The organism is Hyphomicrobiaceae bacterium (assembly GCA_041397645.1).
Taxonomy (GTDB): Bacteria; Pseudomonadota; Alphaproteobacteria; order Rhizobiales; family Hyphomicrobiaceae; genus Hyphomicrobium_B.
The window spans coordinates 2584999-2606446 of sequence record JAWKWE010000004.1 but is presented as its reverse complement, the minus strand read 5'-3'; the positions used below and the strand labels follow the sequence as shown (position 1 = coordinate 2606446).

General features: G+C 59.0%; 23 protein-coding genes. 12 read left to right on the top strand and 11 right to left on the bottom strand.

Annotated elements, in window-relative coordinates; all coding sequences use genetic code 11:
* Window positions 1-18: 18 nt before the first annotated feature.
* Window positions 19-1029: a L,D-transpeptidase gene (locus R3D51_12125; protein MEZ5900225.1), complete on the bottom strand. Its 1011-nt coding sequence runs from the start codon at window positions 1027-1029 to the stop codon at window positions 19-21.
* Between the two features lie 263 nt (window positions 1030-1292).
* On the opposite strand from R3D51_12125, the gene R3D51_12120 reads away from it, so the two are divergent.
* From R3D51_12120 to scpA, 3 genes are all read left to right on the top strand, one after another.
* Window positions 1293-1493, top strand: a complete 201-nt coding sequence (locus R3D51_12120; protein ID MEZ5900224.1) for a hypothetical protein — start codon at window positions 1293-1295, stop codon at window positions 1491-1493.
* A gap of 240 nt (window positions 1494-1733) precedes the next feature.
* Window positions 1734-2987: a sulfotransferase gene (locus tag R3D51_12115; GenBank protein ID MEZ5900223.1), complete on the top strand. Its 1254-nt coding sequence runs from the start codon at window positions 1734-1736 to the stop codon at window positions 2985-2987.
* A gap of 255 nt (window positions 2988-3242) precedes the next feature.
* Complete coding sequence (gene scpA, locus R3D51_12110; protein ID MEZ5900222.1) at window positions 3243-5405, top strand: methylmalonyl-CoA mutase; 2163 nt, start codon at window positions 3243-3245, stop codon at window positions 5403-5405.
* Between the two features lie 58 nt (window positions 5406-5463).
* Here the strand turns inward: scpA and R3D51_12105 are convergent, their stop codons facing one another.
* Together R3D51_12105 and R3D51_12100 are read right to left on the bottom strand one after the other, a co-directional pair.
* Window positions 5464-6072: a cytochrome C gene (locus R3D51_12105; GenBank protein MEZ5900221.1), complete on the bottom strand. Its 609-nt coding sequence runs from the start codon at window positions 6070-6072 to the stop codon at window positions 5464-5466.
* 258 nt (window positions 6073-6330) lie between these two features.
* Window positions 6331-6594: a hypothetical protein gene (locus R3D51_12100; protein ID MEZ5900220.1), complete on the bottom strand. Its 264-nt coding sequence runs from the start codon at window positions 6592-6594 to the stop codon at window positions 6331-6333.
* A gap of 180 nt (window positions 6595-6774) precedes the next feature.
* Between R3D51_12100 and R3D51_12095 the strand changes: the two genes are divergently transcribed.
* Together R3D51_12095 and R3D51_12090 are read left to right on the top strand one after the other, a co-directional pair.
* Entirely contained in the window at window positions 6775-6990 is a 216-nt protein-coding gene (locus tag R3D51_12095; GenBank protein ID MEZ5900219.1) for a hypothetical protein, read from the top strand.
* Between the two features lie 22 nt (window positions 6991-7012).
* Window positions 7013-7393, top strand: a complete 381-nt coding sequence (locus R3D51_12090) for a GFA family protein (protein ID MEZ5900218.1) — start codon at window positions 7013-7015, stop codon at window positions 7391-7393.
* Between the two features lie 9 nt (window positions 7394-7402).
* On the opposite strand, the gene R3D51_12085 is transcribed toward R3D51_12090, so the two are convergent.
* Entirely contained in the window at window positions 7403-7747 is a 345-nt protein-coding gene (locus R3D51_12085) for a cupin domain-containing protein (GenBank protein MEZ5900217.1), read from the bottom strand.
* Window positions 7748-7890: 143 nt separating this feature from the next.
* Between R3D51_12085 and R3D51_12080 the strand changes: the two genes are divergently transcribed.
* The 4 genes from R3D51_12080 to pip all read left to right on the top strand — a co-directional run bounded on the left by R3D51_12080 (window position 7891) and on the right by pip (window position 10401).
* Entirely contained in the window at window positions 7891-8061 is a 171-nt protein-coding gene (locus tag R3D51_12080) for a hypothetical protein (GenBank protein MEZ5900216.1), read from the top strand.
* A gap of 113 nt (window positions 8062-8174) precedes the next feature.
* A complete protein-coding gene (locus R3D51_12075) occupies window positions 8175-8489 on the top strand; it encodes a hypothetical protein (protein ID MEZ5900215.1) in 315 nt (104 codons plus the stop codon).
* A gap of 155 nt (window positions 8490-8644) precedes the next feature.
* On the top strand, window positions 8645-9397 hold the full coding sequence (locus tag R3D51_12070; GenBank protein MEZ5900214.1) for a DUF72 domain-containing protein: 753 nt from the start codon (window positions 8645-8647) through the stop codon (window positions 9395-9397).
* Window positions 9398-9456: 59 nt separating this feature from the next.
* Window positions 9457-10401: a prolyl aminopeptidase gene (pip, locus tag R3D51_12065; GenBank protein ID MEZ5900213.1), complete on the top strand. Its 945-nt coding sequence runs from the start codon at window positions 9457-9459 to the stop codon at window positions 10399-10401.
* Window positions 10402-10431: 30 nt separating this feature from the next.
* On the opposite strand, the gene R3D51_12060 is transcribed toward pip, so the two are convergent.
* Both R3D51_12060 and R3D51_12055 read right to left on the bottom strand, forming a co-directional pair.
* Window positions 10432-11379, bottom strand: a complete 948-nt coding sequence (locus R3D51_12060) for a hypothetical protein (protein ID MEZ5900212.1) — start codon at window positions 11377-11379, stop codon at window positions 10432-10434.
* Between the two features lie 587 nt (window positions 11380-11966).
* Entirely contained in the window at window positions 11967-12812 is an 846-nt protein-coding gene (locus R3D51_12055) for a hydratase (protein MEZ5900211.1), read from the bottom strand.
* A gap of 139 nt (window positions 12813-12951) precedes the next feature.
* On the opposite strand from R3D51_12055, the gene R3D51_12050 reads away from it, so the two are divergent.
* Window positions 12952-13332, top strand: coding sequence for a Rap1a/Tai family immunity protein (locus tag R3D51_12050; protein ID MEZ5900210.1), 381 nt, complete (start codon window positions 12952-12954; stop codon window positions 13330-13332).
* 276 nt (window positions 13333-13608) lie between these two features.
* The gene (locus tag R3D51_12045) at window positions 13609-15435 is read left to right on the top strand and encodes a DEAD/DEAH box helicase (GenBank protein ID MEZ5900209.1); all 1827 of its coding nucleotides are present in this window, start codon (window positions 13609-13611) and stop codon (window positions 15433-15435) included.
* 157 nt (window positions 15436-15592) lie between these two features.
* Here R3D51_12045 and R3D51_12040 read toward each other — a convergent pair whose 3' ends face one another.
* Window positions 15593-16273, bottom strand: a complete 681-nt coding sequence (locus R3D51_12040; GenBank protein ID MEZ5900208.1) for a Spy/CpxP family protein refolding chaperone — start codon at window positions 16271-16273, stop codon at window positions 15593-15595.
* A gap of 296 nt (window positions 16274-16569) precedes the next feature.
* Here R3D51_12040 and R3D51_12035 point away from each other — a divergent pair, with 296 nt between their 5' ends.
* The gene (locus R3D51_12035) at window positions 16570-17517 is read left to right on the top strand and encodes a hypothetical protein (GenBank protein MEZ5900207.1); all 948 of its coding nucleotides are present in this window, start codon (window positions 16570-16572) and stop codon (window positions 17515-17517) included.
* 48 nt (window positions 17518-17565) lie between these two features.
* On the opposite strand, the gene R3D51_12030 is transcribed toward R3D51_12035, so the two are convergent.
* The 4 genes from R3D51_12030 to R3D51_12015 all read right to left on the bottom strand — a co-directional run bounded on the left by R3D51_12030 (window position 17566) and on the right by R3D51_12015 (window position 21318).
* The gene (locus tag R3D51_12030) at window positions 17566-18189 is read right to left on the bottom strand and encodes a hypothetical protein (GenBank protein ID MEZ5900206.1); all 624 of its coding nucleotides are present in this window, start codon (window positions 18187-18189) and stop codon (window positions 17566-17568) included.
* A gap of 65 nt (window positions 18190-18254) precedes the next feature.
* A complete protein-coding gene (locus tag R3D51_12025) occupies window positions 18255-19166 on the bottom strand; it encodes a hypothetical protein (protein ID MEZ5900205.1) in 912 nt (303 codons plus the stop codon).
* Between the two features lie 26 nt (window positions 19167-19192).
* Window positions 19193-19654, bottom strand: a complete 462-nt coding sequence (locus tag R3D51_12020) for a hypothetical protein (GenBank protein ID MEZ5900204.1) — start codon at window positions 19652-19654, stop codon at window positions 19193-19195.
* Between the two features lie 77 nt (window positions 19655-19731).
* The gene (locus tag R3D51_12015) at window positions 19732-21318 is read right to left on the bottom strand and encodes an alpha/beta hydrolase (GenBank protein ID MEZ5900203.1); all 1587 of its coding nucleotides are present in this window, start codon (window positions 21316-21318) and stop codon (window positions 19732-19734) included.
* Window positions 21319-21448: the final 130 nt, after the last annotated feature.

The window sequence follows — 21448 nt, the reverse complement described above, 5'->3', positions numbered from 1 at the left end:
TCCGGCGCTGCCCTTCCTTTAGCGCATCAACTCCTCGTCAGTGTAAGTCGGATCGGAATCGGGGTCCTCGCTCCACTGGATGCGCGGCGACGACCTCACGCGTGGAGCAGCTCTGTGCGTGGACGGCGCCTCGGTGGACGGGGCGTCCGCATTTCGCACATTCGCAGTCACCACACCGCGCCCCAGCGCCCGCACGACTGTCACTTCCGTGCCAATCGAAACGATCGAGGCAAGATGGATGACGTTGGCGTTCATCATCCGGAAGCAGCCGGAGGATTCTGCGTGCCCGATCGAGTTCGGATTGTTGGTCCCATGAATGCGGTAGAGCGTATTGCCGAGGTAGATCGCCTTGGCGCCGAGTGGATTGTCTAGCCCTCCCAGCATCCGCTCAGGCAGTTCCGGCTTACGTTTGCGCATCTCTGCGGGAGGATACCAATCGGGCCAATCCGCAATCCGGGATACCTTCTCAGTGCCCGTCCACGAAAACCCTTCACGACCGACGCCGATGGAATAGGCATAAGCCGTCATATGCCCGCGCACGTAGTAGAGCTTACGGGCACTGGTATCGATAACAATGGAGCCCTGCTTGTAGGCTGCACTGAAGGGCACGATGGGTGGCGCCTTCGGCGCAATAACTGGACGGGCGCCGCCGGTCACACCCGCTGGCCCCGAACCATTGTCGATGTCAGCCTCGTCGTTGCTGTCGAAGTCGTCCTCGCGCTCATCAGGTCTGACCGCAGGCCGCCGTCGTGGTTCCGACCAGCCCTCATCATCATCATAGGGATTGAAACCGCGGCCATAGCGACGGTACCAGCGGCGACGCTCATACGCCCGCGGCCCATCATAACCATCATATTCGTCGTAATAGGAAGGCGGTCGCGGGCGTACGCGCAACGGCCGTTCCCAATCGTACCAACCTTGTGCCGAAGCGGGAGACGGCGCCACGGCGACGGCTGTAAACGCCGCGACCAAGCCTGCGAGCGTACCGGCCAGACTTCCTGTCGAGATCCGAGAGATCATGGGCTTCATGTTATAACTCACATGAAAGGATGTTCCGGCTCTGCGCGGGATGGATAGCCCCAGCGCGTGCCGATGACACTTTGATCGATCCAAAAGGCGTCGAAGCGATGGCGGGCAGATGAACCAACCCATTCATTTACCATCATTTATGCTGTCTTAGGTGCAAAGTTCATCTGTCACTCCTGGAACAGCGGAGCACGGGCATTTGAACCATTCTCCTCCTCAAGACGACAGCACTGGCGAGAGCGCCAAACACACCGAGGAGAAACACGATGTCCGGGATCATCAGCTCAGCAGCGATCGCACTCACCACAGTTGTGACCGTGTTTGCCGCATCGTTCCCCGAGGTGAGCCATGCCGTCGCACCAATTTTTGAAAGCGGTAACGAGTACGCCGCTTATTCGCTCGGGCTGCTGGTTTCCATACCCGGCCTAGCACTTTTGACCCTGATTGCGGGCGCAGTACGCGATTGAGCCCCAATCCAGGAACAATTTCCTCACGTATTCACGCGCACTTTCCTCCTCCCCCAAAGACTTGGCCGGCTTTCCCCCGAAAGCCGGCCTTTTTCTTTTCATCGCCACAATCGTGGAACCACCTTCTGCTATTAAGATTTATTGTTGGCGGCCAATCTTCGGCTCGCGATGGCTTTTGCGGATTCGCAGTGCAGGCCGTTTCTCGCTAAACCCCAAGACTGACTACGAACTGGAGAGGCCATGCGGCAACTTCCTTCCGGAACACGTATTTCGCCACCTTGGCCGATTTCAGCGCTGAACCGGCTCGGCCCGGCGTTACGAGCGTTGGGTCTGTTTCCGAAAATTGATGATCCTGCCGCCTTTAAAGCTGTCGAGCGGGCGGTGGGGCGCGAAGACAATTCTGAAGCCTGGGTGCGCACGGCGCGTGCAGAACGCCTCAAATCTTACGAAGAAGATGCAGAGTTAAGCCTGTTCGGTACGCTTGCTGTGCGATCTCAGGTTCTCCAGTGCTTCCGCAACACCCTGGAGTTCGATCGCTTCATCGAAGAACATCCCGAAATCGAGGACGAAAAGATCACCCGTCCCCTTTTCGTTCTGGGCTGGCCGCGCACCGGCACCACCATCATGCAGCGGCTTTTGTCTTTGCATAAAGACGCCCGTTTCACGCCTGTCTGGGAAGGCTACTGCCCACTGGCGGAACGTGATGGCAAACCAGTCTCGGAAGAAACTCGAATTCGGGAAGCCAAGCGCGCGCTCGGCTTGCTCCACTGGGTAGCACCGGATCTCGCCGCCATTCATCCCATGGGTATCGACGATCCCGACGAGTGCTATCATCTCTTCCGCAACTACGCGGCAATGCCGCCGGGTTGGGATTTCGCATATCTGCCCCGTTACTGGAAATGGTTTGAACGGCAATCCGCGGTCCCTGCCTACCGGATGCATAAGAAGCAGCTGCAGATCCTGCAGTGGCTTAACCCGCGCGGACATTGGGTGCTGAAATCGCCCCAGCATATGGCCGGACTGCCGGCTCTGCTTGAGGTCTACCCGGATGCGAGTCTGGTCATGACGCATCGCGACCCAGTTGAGTGCATCGCGTCCTATTGCAGCCTCGTGGCCGTTGCATGGGGCATGACGTCGGATCGTTTCGACAAACGCAAGATCACCGACTACGTGCTTTCAAGCGCCGCTAAGGCCCAGGAAGTCTCCCGCGAGGCGCTGCGCTGGCTACCTGCCGATCGCGTCGTGCACGTGGATTATGAGCAGCTGGTCGGCTCTCCTGTCGCCACCGTCGGCAACATCTACAGCCGTATGGGCTACGAGCGCGATCCGGCCCTACCTGGCAAGGTCGAAGGCTGGCTCGCCGCCAATCCGAAAGGTCGCCACGGCCGCCACACGTATAGCCTTGCCGACTTCGACCTCACCGAAAAGGACGTGCGCGACGCTCTACGCGAACCCGAACCTGCAGGGAACCTTCTGAAGGCTGGGTGCGTTTGAAGACCACTCGTTCCTTCCTCCCCTGTAGACTGAGTGTGCCAGCGTCCCCCCGCTGGCCATTTTTTCTTTATTTGACAATGTCTTGGCGCGAAACTCAGGGCCTGCAATCATAATGGGGCATCGGCCGGAGCGCCGGTACTCTCATTGTCGCAAACCCTCAAATCGGCTTGATTGGCAACGACTTCGCTCGCTACACAGGATTGTAGAGCGCGGTTGCCCGCGCGGCGAACCTACAAGAGGCCAAAGACCGCCCCGATGACCCAGATCCCTGATTTCACCAAGATCGCCCTTGAGACGCCCAGCAAAACCAGCGCCAAGCCGCCGGTGGAACCTATTTGGGGGACGCCAGAGGGCATTCCGGTGAAACCTGTCTACACGGGAGCCGATACGGCGGGGCTCGATTTCCTCGATACGTTCCCGGGCGTGGCGCCTTACCTGCGCGGGCCCTATCCGGCGATGTACGCCCTGCAGCCTTGGACGATCCGTCAGTACGCCGGCTTCTCGACAGCGGAAGATTCAAACGCCTTTTACCGCCGCAACATCGCTGCCGGTCAGAAGGGACTTTCCATTGCCTTCGATCTGGCGACGCATCGCGGCTACGACTCGGACCACCCGCGCGTTAAGGGCGACGTCGGCATGGCGGGCGTTGCGATCGACAGCATTTACGACATGCGGACGCTGTTCGACGGCATTCCGTTGCAGGACATGACCGTATCGATGACCATGAACGGCGCGGTGCTTCCCGTGCTCGCCCTCTTCATCGTTGCAGGCGAGGAGCAAGGAGTTGCTCCCGAGAAGCTTGCGGGTACCATTCAGAACGACATTCTGAAAGAGTTCATGGTGCGCAACACCTACATTTATCCGCCCGCACCGTCCATGCGCATCGTCTCCGACATCTTCGCCTACACCTCGGCGAACATGCCGAAATTCAATTCGATCTCGATTTCCGGCTATCACATGCAGGAAGCCGGCGCGACCGCCGACCTCGAACTTGGATACACGATCGCTGACGGCATCGAGTATGTGCGGGCGGGCGTTGCTGCCGGCCTTGACGTCGACGCCTTCGCGCCGCGACTGTCGTTCTTCTGGGCCATCGGCATGAACTACTTCATGGAGATCGCCAAGATGCGGGCCGCGCGCCTGATCTGGGCGAAGCTCATCAAGGAGGAATTCAACCCGAAGGACGCACGCTCGCTGTCGCTGCGCACGCACTCGCAGACCTCCGGCTGGTCGCTGACGGCGCAGGACATCTTCAACAACGCGACGCGGACCTGCCTTGAAGCCATGGCCGCGACGCAAGGGCATACTCAGTCGCTGCACACCAATGGTCTGGATGAAGCAATCGCTCTGCCGACCGACTTCTCCGCGCGTATCGCGCGCAACACACAGCTTCTCCTGCAACAGGAATCGGGCACCACTCGGACGATCGACCCGTGGGGCGGCAGCTATTATGTCGAGCGCCTGACGCACGATCTCGCTGCTCGCGCCCTTTCCCACATCCAGGAAATCGAAGAGCAAGGCGGCATGGCGAAGGCGATCGCCGCCGGCATCCCGAAGATGCGCATCGAGGAAGCGGCCGCCCGCACGCAAGCGCGCATCGATTCCGGACGCCAGACCATCACTGGCGTCAACAAGTTCCAGATCAAGGGCGACAAGGAAATCAACTTCCTCAAAGTGGACAACCGGGCCGTCCGCGAAGCGCAGCTCGCAAAGCTTGCGCGCCTGCGCACTGAGCGCAACGAGGCGGAAGTTCAGGCGGCACTCGACGCGTTAACGGAAGGCGCAAAAGGCAACGCCAACCTTCTTGACCTGGCAGTGAAAGCCGCACGCAAGATGGCGACGGTAGGCGAGATCTCTTACGCGCTCGAAAAAGTCTTCACGCGCCACAAGGCAGAGATCCGCGCCATTTCCGGTGTCTATAAGAAGGAAGCCGCGATGAACCCCAGCGTCGATCGAGTCAAGAAGCTCGTCGAGGCGTTCGACAAGAACGACGGCCGCCGTCCGCGCATTCTCATCGCCAAGCTCGGCCAGGACGGACACGACCGTGGACAGAAAGTAATAGCATCGGCGTTTGCGGACCTTGGCTTTGACGTAGACATCGGCCCGCTGTTCGCAACAGCCGACGAAGCAGCTCGCCAGGCAGTTGAGAACGATGTGCACGTGGTGGGCGTGTCGTCGATGACCGCCGGACATCTCACGCTCGTTCCCGAGCTCAAAGCCGCGCTCGACAAGGAAGGCCGCGGAGACATTATGATCGTCGTCGGCGGTGTTATTCCTCCGCACGACTACGACACCCTCTACGCGGCCGGCGCCAAGGCCGTCTTCGGCCCCGGCACCAACATCCCGGAGGCTGCTGGCGATCTTATCGAAAAGCTGAACGAACAGCTCGGCTACACGCCAAAACAGGCGGCGGAATAGCAGTTCCGGTAGGGCACCCAAGACGCGAGCTTGCGGAGCCCTGCATTCCTGCGCGGGCTTATTTCTGCGCGACGACTTCTTTCCGGCTGCCTAGATATATCGCAAGAGCCTTCAGCTCGTCATCGGTCTCGTCCCGAAGCAACGAGGACATCGCAAGCGACGTTGCGCGATCGTGGCTGCGGAAGTCCTGCATCGTTTTCACGAGATAATCGACACCCTGCCCGGCCAGACGCGGACGAATTGTATCGCCCTGGAAGTATTCATGGTGGCAGGCCGTGCATTGCTTGGTGTCGATGATGTTGATGGCAATTTGCTCGGATTGCGGATCGGGCTTCTGATCGAGGGTCGGCCATGTCTGTGCCGCGAAATGCGTGGCAAGCGCCTCCATGTCCGTCTTACTCAGAGACTCAACGATGCCCGCCATCAGTTCGTTCTTGCGATGCCCGATCTTGAAGTCGATCAGCTGGTTCAGGAGGTAACCGCGCTTCTGACCCCAGATCACCGGAATGGTCGGATCGGTTGGCACACCGTTCTCGCCGTGACATGCAGCGCACGTCTGAATGGCGTCGCTAACGCTCGTAGATGGTTGCGACGGAGAACATGCGCCAAGCGCAAGTGTCAGAGCTGAAACGGCAAACATCACGCTAGGCGCCGGAAGTCGAGGCATCGAAGGGTCTCCTGTCACTTACGCACAAATCACAACTGCATGCCGCATCGCGCCGAGCCGACAGAGCCACGCGTTGTGCGCATCGTGCTTAACACGACCACGTACAATCAGATCGAGATGCGTTATTTGCAAGCTATGATCGGGCGGCGGTTCGGTCAACGCCGAAGACACGCAGCCGCGCTCACGTACGTGCGGTGCACAAGGTCATCAAGCCCCTACCTGCGATAGCCGTAAGATATCTGACAGGTGTAAGCCGCCTCAACCGGCCTTCAGGCGATCGACAATAGCAGCCCACGTGTTGCCGCCGACGGCGCTTCGCACAATCAGCTCGTGCAAGTCAGGCGCCGCGCCGCCCTTTGCGGTCTGCACACCCGCGGAAAGATCATCAAGATCGACGTATTGTTCGCCAGAAGCTAGCGCCCTCTTGGTTTCCGCGGTGGCCACTTTCCCGACTTCAGCATCGGTTAACAGCGCCAAAATATGTTCCTTCTCAATTTGCACTGAGGAAGCAGAGCGTGCCATGCGAGGATCTCCTTCGAAAAATGTGCCGAACCTCGGTAGAAACCGATTATCGGCCTCGCCGGTTCCCGCAAGCCACGCTCTCTGACGCCAGATTAGGCGCCCGCCGACATCAGAAAAGCGTGAACCCGCCCCTACGAGAACGTGCTATCCTACAATGGCTTACCCTTCAGGAGAGCATCCATGAGCTTCGATCAACTCAAGACCGATATCTCGTTTCTTTTGACCGCCATGCAGAACGAACCGGAGGATGCACACGAAATCTACCTCCAGATCAAAGAGAAGCTGTCAGAATTAAAGGCGTTCGGAATGCCTCTGCCGGAAGACCTCGTGCGGATGGAGAAAGAACTCGAGGCTGAGTTCGCCCGGGAATCCCCGGCAACTGAAGGCGAGGCCTGAATGCAAGGCTAAGGAATACGCCGTGCTTTACTCGGGAAGTTGCCACTGCGGTTGCGTGGCCTTTGAAGTGGAAGCGCCATCCGATATCGTCGCGCAAGATTGCAACTGTTCAATCTGCGCCAAGGCAGGCTTTCTCCACCTCATCGTGCCGAAATCGAACTTCCGGCTGCTACGCGGCGCGGACGACATCACCGTTTACACGTTCAATACTGGCGTTGCGCAGCACACTTTCTGCAAAGTATGCGGCATCAAGCCATTCTACACACCGCGCTCCAATCCCGACGGGGTCGACATCAATGTGCGTTGCCTCGACACCAGGCCGCGATCCCTGAGCATAGAGCCGTTTGACGGGCAGAACTGGGAACAGAACGCGCCGAGTCTTAGCCATTTGAGCAGGGAGTGAAACCAGCTCTCACGGCAAGCCAGCAGGCAGTTCATTTTCGTTTTCGTCGTAGGCGGGCGGCACATAAAAAGTGAGAATGCGTAGCTCATCAGCGCCGGTATTTCTGAACCCATGGCTCTCGCCGCGCTGTATCAAGATCAGGGTGCCTCGCGCCAGCTCCAGCGTCTTCCCCGTTATTTCAGCCACGCCCTGCCCGTCTTCGACATAGATCCACTGATCGGCGCCGCGATGCCTATTTTTATCGCCGCCAACTTTCGCGCCGGGCTGAATGACAAGCGTCGCGGCTTGGGAACGGTCGTCTCCAATCAGGACGTGAAAGCCTTTCGAGTATGTGACAGATGCCGATAGCAACACCCACTTCCTTTCTGCAACTTCAATCCATAACGCGGCGGAGTGACTGAAACCCGGAGGTCTGTTCCGTGGGGCACAGCGCGACAAAGGCGCCGTGGTCTACATCGCTGCCATCACACCTCAGCGCAACCAAAGGACATCTGCCGATGGATCATATCGTATCAGTACCCCTAGACGCCGCCACCCTCAAGCAATTGGACGACTTGCGCCGCGCGCACCCCAACGTCCCTAGTCGCAAGCAAATCATCGAACGTCTTATCTGGGAAGCCCACGCTGAAATCGTCGAAAAAGCGCAGGAGCTGAAGATTTCCGCGTAGCTTCTCTAGCGTTCCCGCAAATTGTTCTGAACCGATCCCGAACTCCTTGCGACTACCTGCTCGGATGCCTGCATCGCGCAGGCTTCATTAACAAAAACCGCAAGGAGCTCTTCATGTTTAAAGTCATGCTTTCCGCACGATCGGCCGCTTTTGCGCTCGCCCTGCTTGTTGTGCCGTTCGCCTCCAGCAGCGCCCAGGCTTACCAATGCAAGGCGTCGCCGCACCAATCTATCGGCATCAAGCCGCTAAAACTTGGAGCCATGGGCGCCGCCCGGAAAAACTGGTCGACATCGGCCAATTCGCAATTCGGATTGTCTTGGTCGGTTTGGAAAATCGCCGACGCTCGTTCGGTCAGCTGCTCCAAGCTCAACACCGGACAGTGGCGCTGCCTGGCAAGTGCTAAGCCCTGCAACTATGTCGTCCAATAAGGAGCCTTCCCCAAACATCGACGTTGCGCGGGCAGCTGCAGAAGCTTGCCCGCGCGCACCCGCTTCCATTGCGCCCCGAACTTCGATCAAATAGATGCGTTTGGAGAAACGCGCGGCCCGGATCGGGTGTGGTGTCTTAAGAGGCTGGGGCTGATATGGCAGGCGGAAACATTCGGGTCGGCATTGGCGGGTGGACGTTCGAGCCCTGGCGCGGCGTGTTCTATCCGAAAGGCCTGACCCAGAAGCGCGAATTGGAATATGCCTCGCGCGCACTCACCTCAATCGAAATCAACGGCACCTACTATTCGACATTCAAACCGCAGTCGTGGCGCAACTGGAGGAACGAGACACCGGACGGCTTTGTATTCGCGGTTAAAGGATCGCGCTACGTCACAAACCGTAAAGTCCTCGCAGACGCCAAAGCATCAATCGATAAGTTCTTCAGCCAGGGCCTGACAGAACTCGGCGACAAGCTCGGCCCCATCAACTGGCAACTGATGCCGACCAAAAAATTCGATCAAACCGACCTTGCAGCCTTCTTCGACCTCCTCCCGCGATCGCATGACGGCATACGCCTGCGCCATGCCCTCGAAGTGCGACACGCAAGTTTCTTAGACCCCGCATTCTATAAACTGGCGCGCACGCATGACGTCGCCATCGTCCATGCGCAAGGCTCGGACCATCCGCAGATTAATGAGTCTTCCGGCGGCTTCACCTATGCGCGGCTTATGGGCTCTAGCGAAGAACTGGAAACTGGCTACAAGGAAGCCGACCTGACGGGCTTCGCCAAAGACGCAAAGATCTGGGCAAAACGGGGCGATGTCTTCATCTATTTTATCTCGGGCGCCAAAGTAAGGAACCCGGCCGCCGCGGGTGCCCTCTTAGGCAAGCTGAAAAGACAACGCTGAAATAGAGCCAAGCTTTCGATAAATACGCACTCCAATCTGCATAACCCACGGTCCCATACATGAATGAACATGCCTCCACACCCTTGCGCCCCTTCGACGCGCGCATGATCGACGTGGGCGATGGGCATTGGATATATGTTGAGGAAGTTGGTCTGCGTGGCGGCAGACCTTGCGTATTTCTGCACGGCGGCCCTGGCAGCGGCGCACAACACCTTCATCGTTCCTTGTTCGACCCGCAGCGCGACCATGTGTTCTTGTTCGATCAACGCGGCGCCGGTCGTAGCCACCCCTACCTGTCGTGCCGTAGTAATACGACCGCTCATCTGGTGCAGGACATCGAGACCATACGCGTGCACTACGATATCGAAAGGTGGATGGTCGTCGGCGGCTCATGGGGGTCGACACTTGCGCTCGCTTATGCCGAAGCCCATCCGGAGCGCGTGAGCTCGATCGTTTTGCGCGCTGTCTTCCTCGGCACGCGCCAGGAGGTCACGTGGGCCTTCATCGAAGGTCCGCGCGCTTTCCGGCCCGGATTGTACCGCGACTTCCGCGACTGGCTGCCAGCATCCGAGCGCGCAGACCTGCTCGCCAGCTATGTGCGCCGGCTACTTGATCCCGATCCCGCAGTCCACGCACCAGCCGCGCACATGTGGAACGCCTACGAGCGGGCGCTTTCGGAACTCAAACCCGCAAACACAAACTTGCCGCACCAGGTTGCAAGCGACGCCCGACTACCTCCAACTCCGATCATTGAAGCTCACTACATCGCGCATGATTTTTTTCTCGCGCCAAACCAACTGCTGGACCATGTGGGGCGGCTCAACGGCATCCCAGGCCACATCGTTCAAGGGCGTTATGATTTGCTGTGTCCGCCATTGGCCGCGGACGCAATCGCTTCCGCTTGGCCAAGCTCGACTTTGCAGATCATTGATGCCGCCGGACACGCCATAACAGAGCCCGGCGTCATGGACGCCATGCGCAAGGCCATTGCCGAGCTCGCCTGATTTCACACAAGTCTACGAGTGGCTGCGTCCTCACGAGTCACTGTTTGGTCGCACTGGCTCCTGTACTTCCTGAGCCTCAACGTCGTTGGCAGCAGCGCGAACCAGGATCATGGCGCAGGCAAAGCAGCGCTCGTAGGAGTCGATCATCCTTTCCGTCAGCCTCATGGCCCGACCGCCTTCGCCGATCCTGATCACGAGACCTAGCTTCTCCGCGGTCTCAATGACGTTACGAACATGTGTGCGCGAGACACCGCTGGCAGCGGACGCATCCGAGTAGCCCAAGGTAAACTCCGTCTCGGGCGAAAGCCTTTCGGCGTTTTCGAGCGCACCATAAATCAGCGAGCCGAGGAGATAGCTGCCCGCGTCTTTTGACGTGAAGTGACGAACGTCCGAGAATGGTCGCAGCGGATCGGCACCCGCCACGTAGCGCTGATATTTGGCGACGAACAGCATGTCGAAGAAGTTCGTATCGCTCTGCAGTCGTTCGCCCAATTGCGATTGCCAGATCAAATCGGCGGCGCGCACGCTGTGTTGGGTGTTGCGAAACGCCGCCATCACGAGGTCTTCACCTGGAATAAGACGGCGCACGCGGCGGTCGCCCGCCTCCTCGCTGTAGCCCAGTCTTCCTATTTGGACCAAGCGCTTCACGTACATCGTGACGCGGCGCGGGCTGGCGAAACCATGGATAAACGCGGTTTTCTGCAGTCTTCCCAAAGTAGCGCCGACCCCAATGTTCGACCGCTCCTTCAGGAGATGCTGGTAAAGGGCCACCAACTCGATCAACTGATTGCCCGCATCACCAATGTGCTTTGCGTAAGTGGCGGCGTCCGCGCCGTAACTACCACTGATACGCGTTGCATCGGCGTGGAGACGAATGGCCTGGTAAAACCCAGGCGTTGCCCGTACCTCCGCGATCTGCTCGGCGAACAGTGGATGCAGCTCTTTTGATAAAACGAGTCGCGGAGAAAAACTTCGCATTGATCCCTTCGTTCTGCGCTGGACGGCCCTATTTCCGACGCCGAACGGTTCCAGGACGCGCTTGCCTCAAGAAGACGATTGCCCTGAACAATCGCCAATGCATTTTAATTTAAGTCGTCCAAGATGTTCTGACCATAAGCGGACTTCATTGCTGGCAAACATTTTCATTCCAGAAATCTCGCAAAATTTCATCTGACGTTCAGCTTGCGATTACTGTGAATGTTCGGGTTAGCTTACCTTTCCACTAACCACTCGCCGATAATCCGTGCGCAAAATTGAATTCCCGAATTTTCTCCGGGCAGATCGGATACCGCGAAAAAATGTGCTTAATTCGCAAGAAAATGCGAACGCGCAATTCGTTGTCCTAATGGATTTAATGTTCCATCTGCATACGACACAATTCGTCTCTCTTGACGGAATTTATGTAGCCGCACACTACCCGACGAGAAGGCGCACGATCGTTATTTTGAAATCATTGCAACGCCGGAGAACAACAGTTCTGCAATAAGCAGCTAAATATCTGGAGCGACGTACTGGTCTGCTAATTGGACCAATTCAACAAGGCCGCCGCGCCGAATTCGAGACATTCAGTCGCGCAACGCCACCTTCAAACCCTCAAGTGGTGCCCCCGAGAATTCCGTCCGCCAAATATCTCCACTATGCATTGGGAATGCTCTGGTCACAGTTCCGGTCGTCACAAACTCACCAGCGGAAATTGGGGGATTGGCGGAATCGGCTGCCAATACTTCCACGACGTTGCGCAAAGCTGAGAGCGGTCCCCCCAGAACGTTGCGCGCGTGCCCCTGGTCGGCAAACTGCTCGTTGCGAAACAGCTTCAATTCGAAGTCGCTCAAGCGCGCAAACCAGCCTTCGCGGTTAGCGTCGCTGACCTCATGGCGCGGTCCCAACATCAAAGCGCCATGCAGACCGAACGCCGCAATCGTGTCCGCGGGCGCAAATATCCAGTTGGGGAACAGCGACTGCACAACCTCGAAGCCGTGCGCCACCCATCCGATGCAGTCCATCAGCGCACGCTCATCCATGCCCGGTTCCGGATCGCGCGTTAGGCCGAGCGAAATCTCAGGCTCCAGGCGCGGCTCCACGACCAGTCCCATTTCGAACTCGGCACCCTCCGGCGAGATGCTACGCACCGTGGTGTCGTAGACGTAGTTCCAGATCGGAGCGTAGACCTTGTATTCATCCCAGATGTTGCGGTTGGTAAACCCAAGCTTACGACCGATCGCGCGTTCCCCACGCGCCTCCCGCACGTCACGCACCTTGGCACAAACCCTGTAAGCCGCCGCGAGGTCCAATCCCTCAACTTGCGCCGCAATCGACGTTATTTGCGTGCGCGTGTCGTAGGTGCGCAGGACGAGATCAGCAATATCGGCGATCTGCTGATCGGTAAGCTTGGCGTCGTTCGAGGTTGTCACAGTGCCCTCATTCGCTTTTTTTCAGCTCCCGTTTATCACGCCGGAACCGCGCAAGAGAAACCGACTTCCGTTCCGGTTTTTCTCAAGGCGGACACGTGTTAGGAACACCTCTTGCCGGAATAGCCTCAGGACCGAGTTCATGTTGCATAAACTTCGCTGGCTTACCGTTGCCTCCTGCGCATGCGCGCTCGCAGCGGGCTTTCCGAATGCTCCGACTGCCAGGGCTGACGACTCCATGCCTCTCGTGGAGCTGTGTGAGCAGTTCTTCGCGCTGCCCCGGCCCATCAAAGAGGTGACGCCGGAATACATCCAGCTCAAATCGTCCTGCGCCGGCTTCATTAATTCGCATGTCAAAATGTCGAAGCCCGAGGACGGATTTTGCATCCCCAAAGGCTACAACATGGACGACCTTGCCCAAATCTACCTCGACTGGGCCAGGAAGCACCAAGATCGGCTTAGTGAGCCGACCAAAGTGACCATGACGGCGGCTCTGTCAGAGGCCTACCCCTGCAAGAAGTAACCGTTTGCCCCCTGCGCCAGCTCGCCACATGACGGCACAGGGCCGCCGATTGCCTTGACTTCGCCTCCGAAGCCTGCGCATAAGCGGCGCATTGCTCTTCGATGGCGCTCGGGTCTTCGTGCCAACACAAGCGTTTTTTGACAAACGCGCTCGACCCTGCATCCAGATCAATCCGAACAAACGAGGCCACACCCCGAAAGCGCCGGTGTGGGCCATGGGACGAGACCTCGCACGAAGGGTGCGCACAGGTCCGGAGCCCTTGGGACATTTTCCACTTTGACACATGACAATTTTGAGGCCTTCGGCTTTGCCGGGCCGGTTGCGCGCGCGCTGAACCAGTGCGGGTACGATACGCCGACGCCGGTTCAGAAGGCTGCACTTGTTCCCCAGATCGAAGGTCGCGACCTACTTGCGCTGGCCGAGACTGGCTCAGGAAAGACCGCAGCGTTTGTGCTGCCCATCCTGCAAGAACTCGCCAACAACCCTGCCAATCCCAATCCGCGCGAGGCGCTTTCGCTCATTCTGGCGCCGACGCGCGAGCTTGCGCTGCAGATTGACCAGGAGGTCGCAAGCCTGTCCCGCAATATGCACATCCGCCGGGCGGTCGTGCTCGGCGGTGTCAGCAAAGGCCCCCAGATTCACGCCTTGAAGCGTGGCGTCCACGTACTTGTCGCCACACCCGGCCGCCTGCTCGATCACGTCAATGATCGCCACGTCGATTTGCGTTGCGTGCGGACGTTCGTTCTCGACGAGGCCGACCGCATGTTCGACATGGGCTTCATCCGCGACGTCCGCAGGATTGCGTCGCTTCTCTCTCACAAGCGTCGCACGGCGATGCTTTCGGCCACCATGCCGGACGAAATCCGCAAGCTTGCGCATGAATTGCTCAACGACCCCTATCGCATCGATCTCAGCCCTAAGCAGATCGTCGTGGACCGTATCGATCAGAAGGTCATGATCGTGCGCGGGCCGGAGAAGCAAAGCCGCCTGCACACCATCCTCAAGGACGAAAACGTCTCGCGCGTCATTGTTTTCACGCGGACCAAGCGCGGTGCCGACCGCGTTGCAGACCGTCTCGGGATGGCTGGCATCGGTGCCGCGGCAATCCACGGCAACAAGGCTCAGAATGCACGCCAGCGCGCACTGAAAGATTTCTCCGCCGGTCACGTTCGCGTGCTGGTTGCGACAGACATCGCAGCGCGCGGCATCGATGTTTCCGGCATCACTCACGTCATCAACTTCGATATGCCGATGGAACCGGAGACTTATGTGCACCGTATCGGCCGCACGGCGCGCAAGGGAACAAGCGGGATAGCAATCTCGCTATGCGATCCTTCCGAGCGCGGCGAGATCAAGGCCATCGAGCGTTTGATGAAGCAGCCCATCGAAGTCATCGACGATGTAGGCGGCGAAGCGTTGCCGGCCATACCGCGCAAGAACCGCGACAGCGGCGGCGAACGCCGAAACTCTGTCGGGTTTGGCGAGGATCATCGCGGTCCAGCACGGCAGCGCGATTCCGACAAGGGCGAGCGGGGCGGCCACCGCCATGGCAAGCCGCACCGCGAACGCGATGACCGTCGCTCTCGGGAACGCCACAACGATTTTGCCATTAGCGATGAAAAGCGTGACCAACGCAGGCCGGCAGGACTTGGCGAAGATCGTGGTGGCGCCCCGCGACATCGCGGCTCCGACAACAACGAGCGGAACAACAATCGCCATGGCAAAGCGAACCATCACGCACCACGCGATGACCGCCGCTTCAAGGAACACCACCAGGAGACGGCAGCTGCCGATGGGCTTCGCCACGAACGTGGACAAGAACTACGGCAGGAACGGCAGCGTGGCAATGGTTCCCATGGCGGGCCTCACGCCCACAAGACCCACCACTCCAGGCCGCGCGATGAGACAAGAACGCATCACGAAGCGCATAGGGCCCAAGGCGAACATCGAAACCGCAACCATCGCGAGGCACGCGACAACGACTCTCGAACAAGCGAGTCGGCCGCGCCACAGCGCTGGAACGGTCAGCGTCCACCCAAGTTCTTGAACGGTTCGCAACCGCGCCGTCGCAACCGCTCCTCGGGAGCGCCTCGCGTCGCCTGAACTCAGCCACAGATAATGAAAAAGAGAAGGCGCTGCTTCAAAAAAAGCAGCGCCTTTTTTTTTCCAAGCGGCTGTCGTCAAAAACGATACGGGCCAGGATTTCTCCTGACCCGCACCATCCCGCATTCCCGCAAATGCGAAACTTGAGAACCGTGATTTAGAGGTTGTCGGACGGCGTGTCCTCTCCGTCTGGCCCATCGGGCGCAGCCTGCTCGGTCGGCGGGCCCTTGTCGTCCTGCATGGAACCGCCACCTCGGCGACCTTCAGCACGATCTCCATCGCGCCAGCGGTGATGACCGCCCCAGCCTTCGTGCCCACGTCCGTGCGCCCAGCGCTTGCCGCCATGGTGTCCGCCGCCGCGCATAAGATCGCGCATCAGAGGACGCAGCACTTCCTTCTGCTCATCGGAAAGCGAGGCATAGAACGGCTTGAACGCCGTGGAGAACGCCTTCATGCGCTCAGCACGCTCCGACATTCTTTCGCTCATCTTCTCGATGCGGTCTGCAAGATCGCCGCGCAGCTTATCGACGTCCTTGCCTTCTTCACGCGCCTTGCGCCATTCCTCGCGCTTCTGATCTCGCTCGGCCGCCCGGGCTTCGCGTGCCTTAAACGCAGCGCGGACCTCGGTTTCGACCGCCGACCAGAGCTTTTCCTGGTCCGCATTGAGCTTGAGCGCAGTCTTGGCCATTGCAAGGCGCCCTTCATCAAGACGCTCGCGCGTCTCGGGGCTCATGCGATGCCAGCCGCCATGGTCATAGCCGCGTGCAATTGCAACCGTCGTAGGAACTGCCACTACGGCAGCAAGAGCGGCCATTGCGCCGCGGGAAATCTTGATCATGCGTATCATCTCCTTAAAATCTCGGTGCGGGGCGCATCAGGGGAACGGCGCCCGCTGCCGTCGATCAGGGAAACGGCAAGCATCGCAATTTCCGTCGCGGGTTTCTTACATCGCGCACCAGGCAGCGTCCCGTGCGGTGCCGCTCAGCAACGCCTAAGGTCAAAAATGCCCGGTTAAACATGTGGATATGGCGTGCTGCTGTCTCCTTGTCTTTTCCATGAAGTGCTTTTGGGCATAATCACGCCCAAGACGCGCCACAGCGTGGCCCTGTAAGTATTGCGAGAGGGGGAAATATCATGAAGCGGGCGACACTCCTGTCCCTTGCGGCGGCGTTCGCCTTAATGCTGCTGGTCGCGCAAGACTCAAACGCCCTCAACAAGCAGCCCGCGCCCAAAGCCGACGTCGAGACGGCGCAGACCGCCCAAGCCTTCGACGACAAATGGCCGAAGGACGTCGCAACCTTTCTGCAGGGCCATTACCTCGACCGGGCCGACGTGGTGTTGACGCGGCGCACCGGCGACATCACAGCCGCAGTCATCCGCTGGGCGACCAATTCTCCGTTCTCCCATGCCGCGCTCGTATTCACGGGTCCTCAGTTTGACTCCGGCATTTCGGGAACATTCGTCATCGAGTCCGGAACGGGTGGTGTCGATCTCACCCAGTTCACCGACTACACCGAGAACAAGAGCACATACGTTGCCATCAAACGGCTGCGCAAGGATTGGTTCACGGCGCCGCGCCAGTCGCGCGTACGCGGACTTCTTCTCGACAAGATCAAGGCGCGCTACGATTTCCTCGCAATCTTGCGCATCGCGCGCAACATCTGGTTCGGCGTACAGTCGAAAATGCGCACCAAGGAGAAGACGGTCGAAGTTTATCGCGAGAACGAGTGGCAGCCGCCCAACGAGTACATTTGCTCCGGTCTCGTTCAGATCGGCTTCGTAGAAATGGCGATCGAGGCCATAAAACGCGGCGAGCTTTCGCCTGAGGTGTTGCGAGAGGTGGTGTTTCACAAGGAGGCCGAGAGCCGACTTCCTCCGCCGGGAACCTGGCAATACTTTGGAGATGAAGCGAAAGCGACAGCCATCAACTTCCGGGACGTGTTGAGCGACGAACTCTATTCGGTCACACCGGAAGATCTTGCCCAGTCCGACAAGCTCGATTGGCAGTACTTCATCAAGAACGGCCTTGTTTATAAGGTCTCGTCCTACGCCGACGTCATGAAACTTATTCAAACGAAATGAGGCGACCTCCGCCGCCTCACCACTTATTGCTTGATTGGAGCGGGACCGCTATTCGGCCGCCCCGTCGGGATCGGTGTCCTGATGATGCTCGCGCGAGGCGTTGGCATCCGAATTCTCATCTGAATTCTCATCCGAGTGATCAGCGGCGGGCGGCTCATCCGAATTATCGTTGCTCGACTGAGACTCGGGCTCTGCCGCCGTTGGCTCCATGCGCTGTTCGGAGGCTTCCGGTTGCGCCGCGGCAGCGGGCGCCTCATTTGCGGGTGTTTTTGCCTCGGCCGTCTCAGGAGTTGCAGGCTCGCTCTGCTCCTGGGCAACGGGTTCGGGAGCCGCATCGTGCTTCTCAGCGACCGTCGCACGTTTGGCATGCGGGTCGGCCGGCTGAGAGTAGATCACGCGATTGAGATTGGGATTGCAGCCGGCCACACAGATCACAAGATCTTCGTTGGGATGTGCCGCAACGAGATCGCGAACGAGACGGCTCGAAGCCGGAAAATCGTCGTCCATGCCATCTTCTGGTACGCTGTAGATCTTGGGCTGTGCGGCGTTAGAGGATTTTTCTTTGGACTTGGCGGCGTCTGCGGCGAGCACTCCTGACGGAGACCACACAGGGGAAAGCGACGCGCTGATAAGTGCAATGGAGCTCCACAGGAGCAACGTGTGCCGACGCATGACTGAAACCTTTGACGCTGGACTGAACCGACACAACAGTTACGCAAACACGCTTAACAAGTCGTTTATGAGTGATCGGCGGAAACTACGTCCTCGGCGATCTGGCGCGGCCGCTCGGCATACCGGTCGTCAGTGTCGTGCTGGTTGCTATCGGAGGGTGCGGAGCGCAACGCAGGTCGCCCCCGTTCAGATGCATATGCTGTCTGCGGCAACAGACGCGACCAAGCGGCAAGTGCATCGACCCTCTTTTGGACGGCACGCACATGCGTCTCCAAGCTGATCAAATGACGTGTCGCAAGCTCTTGGTCTTGATCTGTTTCGGTAGCCTGAGCTACTCGGGTTTCTTGTGATGGAACTGACGGCGCAGCTGCGCTGGCATGACGGCGTGCCGCCGTATCGTCGTCGTAACAACCTGCGATACAGACGACGGCATCGTCGCTGTTTGCAACCTCCGTCGAGGCGGCCGTCACTTCCATCCTATGCTTTGCAATTTCTGCTGCCTGCGCGCTGGCTTTGGAAATTGTGTACACGATCTCGTCGTGACCGCTCCGGCAGCCGGCCTCGCAAATCACCACGAAGCTGTCAGGATTGGTTTCAGCAAGGGCATGCTGCGATTGTAAGGAAGGAGAGCCGTCCAGAAGGCCTGTGCCCCCGACGAACATTTCATCAGGCCAGCCACTGTCTCGCCCGCTACGGATTCGGGCGGGATTGCCTCTGCCTCGTCCCGGATGGCCGTATTGAGAGCCCGGATTGGATTGCGCGTCTGCAAGTATGATGTCGATCTGTGAACGCGCCCGAGCATCGCCAGCGTCGTTGCCAGGGACAGCCACCACTGACTTAGTTGCGTTCAGAGACCCCGTCACAATTCTCGAAGCTGGCGTTGCAGAAACAAAAAATCCCTCGAGCTGCTGCAGTGGCGCATAGCGACCAACTGCCATCAAAAGAAACAAGCCAGCATACTTGCGAAAGCGCCGCATCCGATATTTGCCCAAGAAGTTCGCGCTTAGCGCACGTGCCGATACCATTCCTCGCCCGGAGAGGATGCATTGATGATCCGCACATTGCGGTAATCGGTTCCCGGCGCAGGCATAGGCGGCGACAACGATGCGGAACGTTCCTCGACCGCGCGCGTCGATCTCTCGCGTTCTGGCTCGGGCAGCCGCTTAAGCTCAACGGGTGCCGGCTGCGCTGCTCCGGCGCCAGCCTTCATCGAAGGCTTGGCTGCATTCGATGGAGGTTCTGACGGAGGCGTCTTTGCACCTTCATCGACTTTCAAGCCGAAGTAGGCCGCGATGCAGGGATCGGTGCGCTTCTTCAGCTCAAGTTCCGAGGGTTTGACGTAGACGACGGTATCGGGCCCGCACAGAAATGCCTCGTCCGCCAGCGCAGAGCGCGCGTCGGAGAGACCAACGCCGACAACCCCAGACAATAATGAAATACTTACAATTCCAAGCCGCAACGCCATAACGAAACTCCAAGGATATAAAAACCTCTGGCGTCATGTTATGGGACAGTCGTTTAGAAACGGTTGACTGGCGGACCCTATTTCGCCGGCGGATAGCGCCAATAGACGCCGCCAGCGGCCGTCGTCATATGCTCAAGGATCGGGATCCGCTTGTCCGGCGGCCGTTCCCCGGTCTGAAGCAGGAGCTTAATATCGTTGAGCAAGGCGTTGTTCTCCGCATAGCCCGAGTGGTTGAGGCCGAGGCTGTCGGTTGAGACCGCGCTGACGTCGATGGTGTCCACGCCCGGAATGATCAACGGACCCGATGCAGGCACGTCGCCTGCGCGGGGAACGCCGCCCCAGAAACGTGCCGAATAGCCCAGCGCCTTGTCGTTAGAAGCCGCATACAGCGTCACGCCATTGGCGAAGTCCGTAATCTCGCGCGCAATGTTCATGAACTTATCACGGTCCACATCGGGCGCGGCGAGGATCACCTGGCTGATCTTGACCCCTTCCGGCGTTCGCGGGCGGAGGCTCTCAAGAACTCGCAACAGCAGCTCGTTGCCCATGGAATGCGCAATCAAAGAAATGGATTTCGCCCCGCTCTCCTTGATGACTATTTCCAGAAATTCAGTGAGGTAGGGTTCGGCCTGTTCGGCGCTGCCACGGTCATAGGTGTAGCTCGCGACATTGCCTCCCGACGGCCAGCAATAGACGAATGGCGCGCCGTCGAACTTCATGTCGTAGGCAATCTGCGCCGTGCGATAGAGCGCGTAATCGAAAGGCGTGTTGAAGCCATGGACGAAGACGAAGGCGTGGTCCTTGAAGTTCTCAGACTTCGACAGTCTCAGCTTCACCAGGTCGAGCATCTGCTCCTTGGTCAGCGCGCTGATCTCCTGAATTGTGAAGTGCTTGGCGGTGTCTTCCTTCTCCTCGTAGATCTTGACCTTGAAGTAGGGAATTTCGATCACCCAGGGCCGCTCGATTTCGGGCACCTTATGAGCCGTCGGCACGGTCACCAGCGCCCGACCCAGCTGTAATTTGTGACCGCGTTCAGAGCCATACCGCAGCCGATTGGGATCAGGCTCGACGGCGCGATCGGTGCCATAGAATACAGGCACGACGTCGAACATTTCTTTGTCGGAGGCTGCTGGCGGCGGCGTGGGAGACGCCTCGGTCGTAGCCTCTGGTGGCGGAGTACCGGCAGACGATCCTGGAGAGCCTGCATCATCCCCGCCTATTCCACGCGAGTAGTCCGCCCCACCGCCACCTTGGCCTGACCCGCTCATACCGATGCCATCGTTATCCGAAGGAGCGGCGGGTTTGGGAGCGGCAACATCAGGATAAGCGGGAACGGGTGCTGGCTCTTCAGCGACTTCTGGAGCAGCGCTCTCGGAGGCCTCTGGCTCTGGAGCCGTGGCCTCGGGAGCGGCTTCCGTCATCGGCGGAGCGGCCTCCTCTTCGGCGGAGCCCACATCCTTCCCAGGCGCGTACCTCTTCCTTGCCGCTGACTTGCGGCCGCTGCCGCCCTCTTTAGCTTCAGGAGGCGCGCTCTCGGTCATTTCGCGCGAATTGTCCTCAGCCGCCTGCTCCTGCTTGGACTTTTCCTGTCCGCAACCGGTGACAAGGCCGGAAACCGGCATCAACAACGCTAAGGCAAGCGCAATTCCCGTGAGCCGCTTCATAAAATCCCCCTAAAAACTTCCCGCAACCCGCAATGTACCGGACCATAGGCCAGCGGGCGCGTGCCCTGCAACCTCGGGTCCGGTCTCTTCAATGCCGTAGATCGTACGATCCGGTGATGGACGCTGTTAT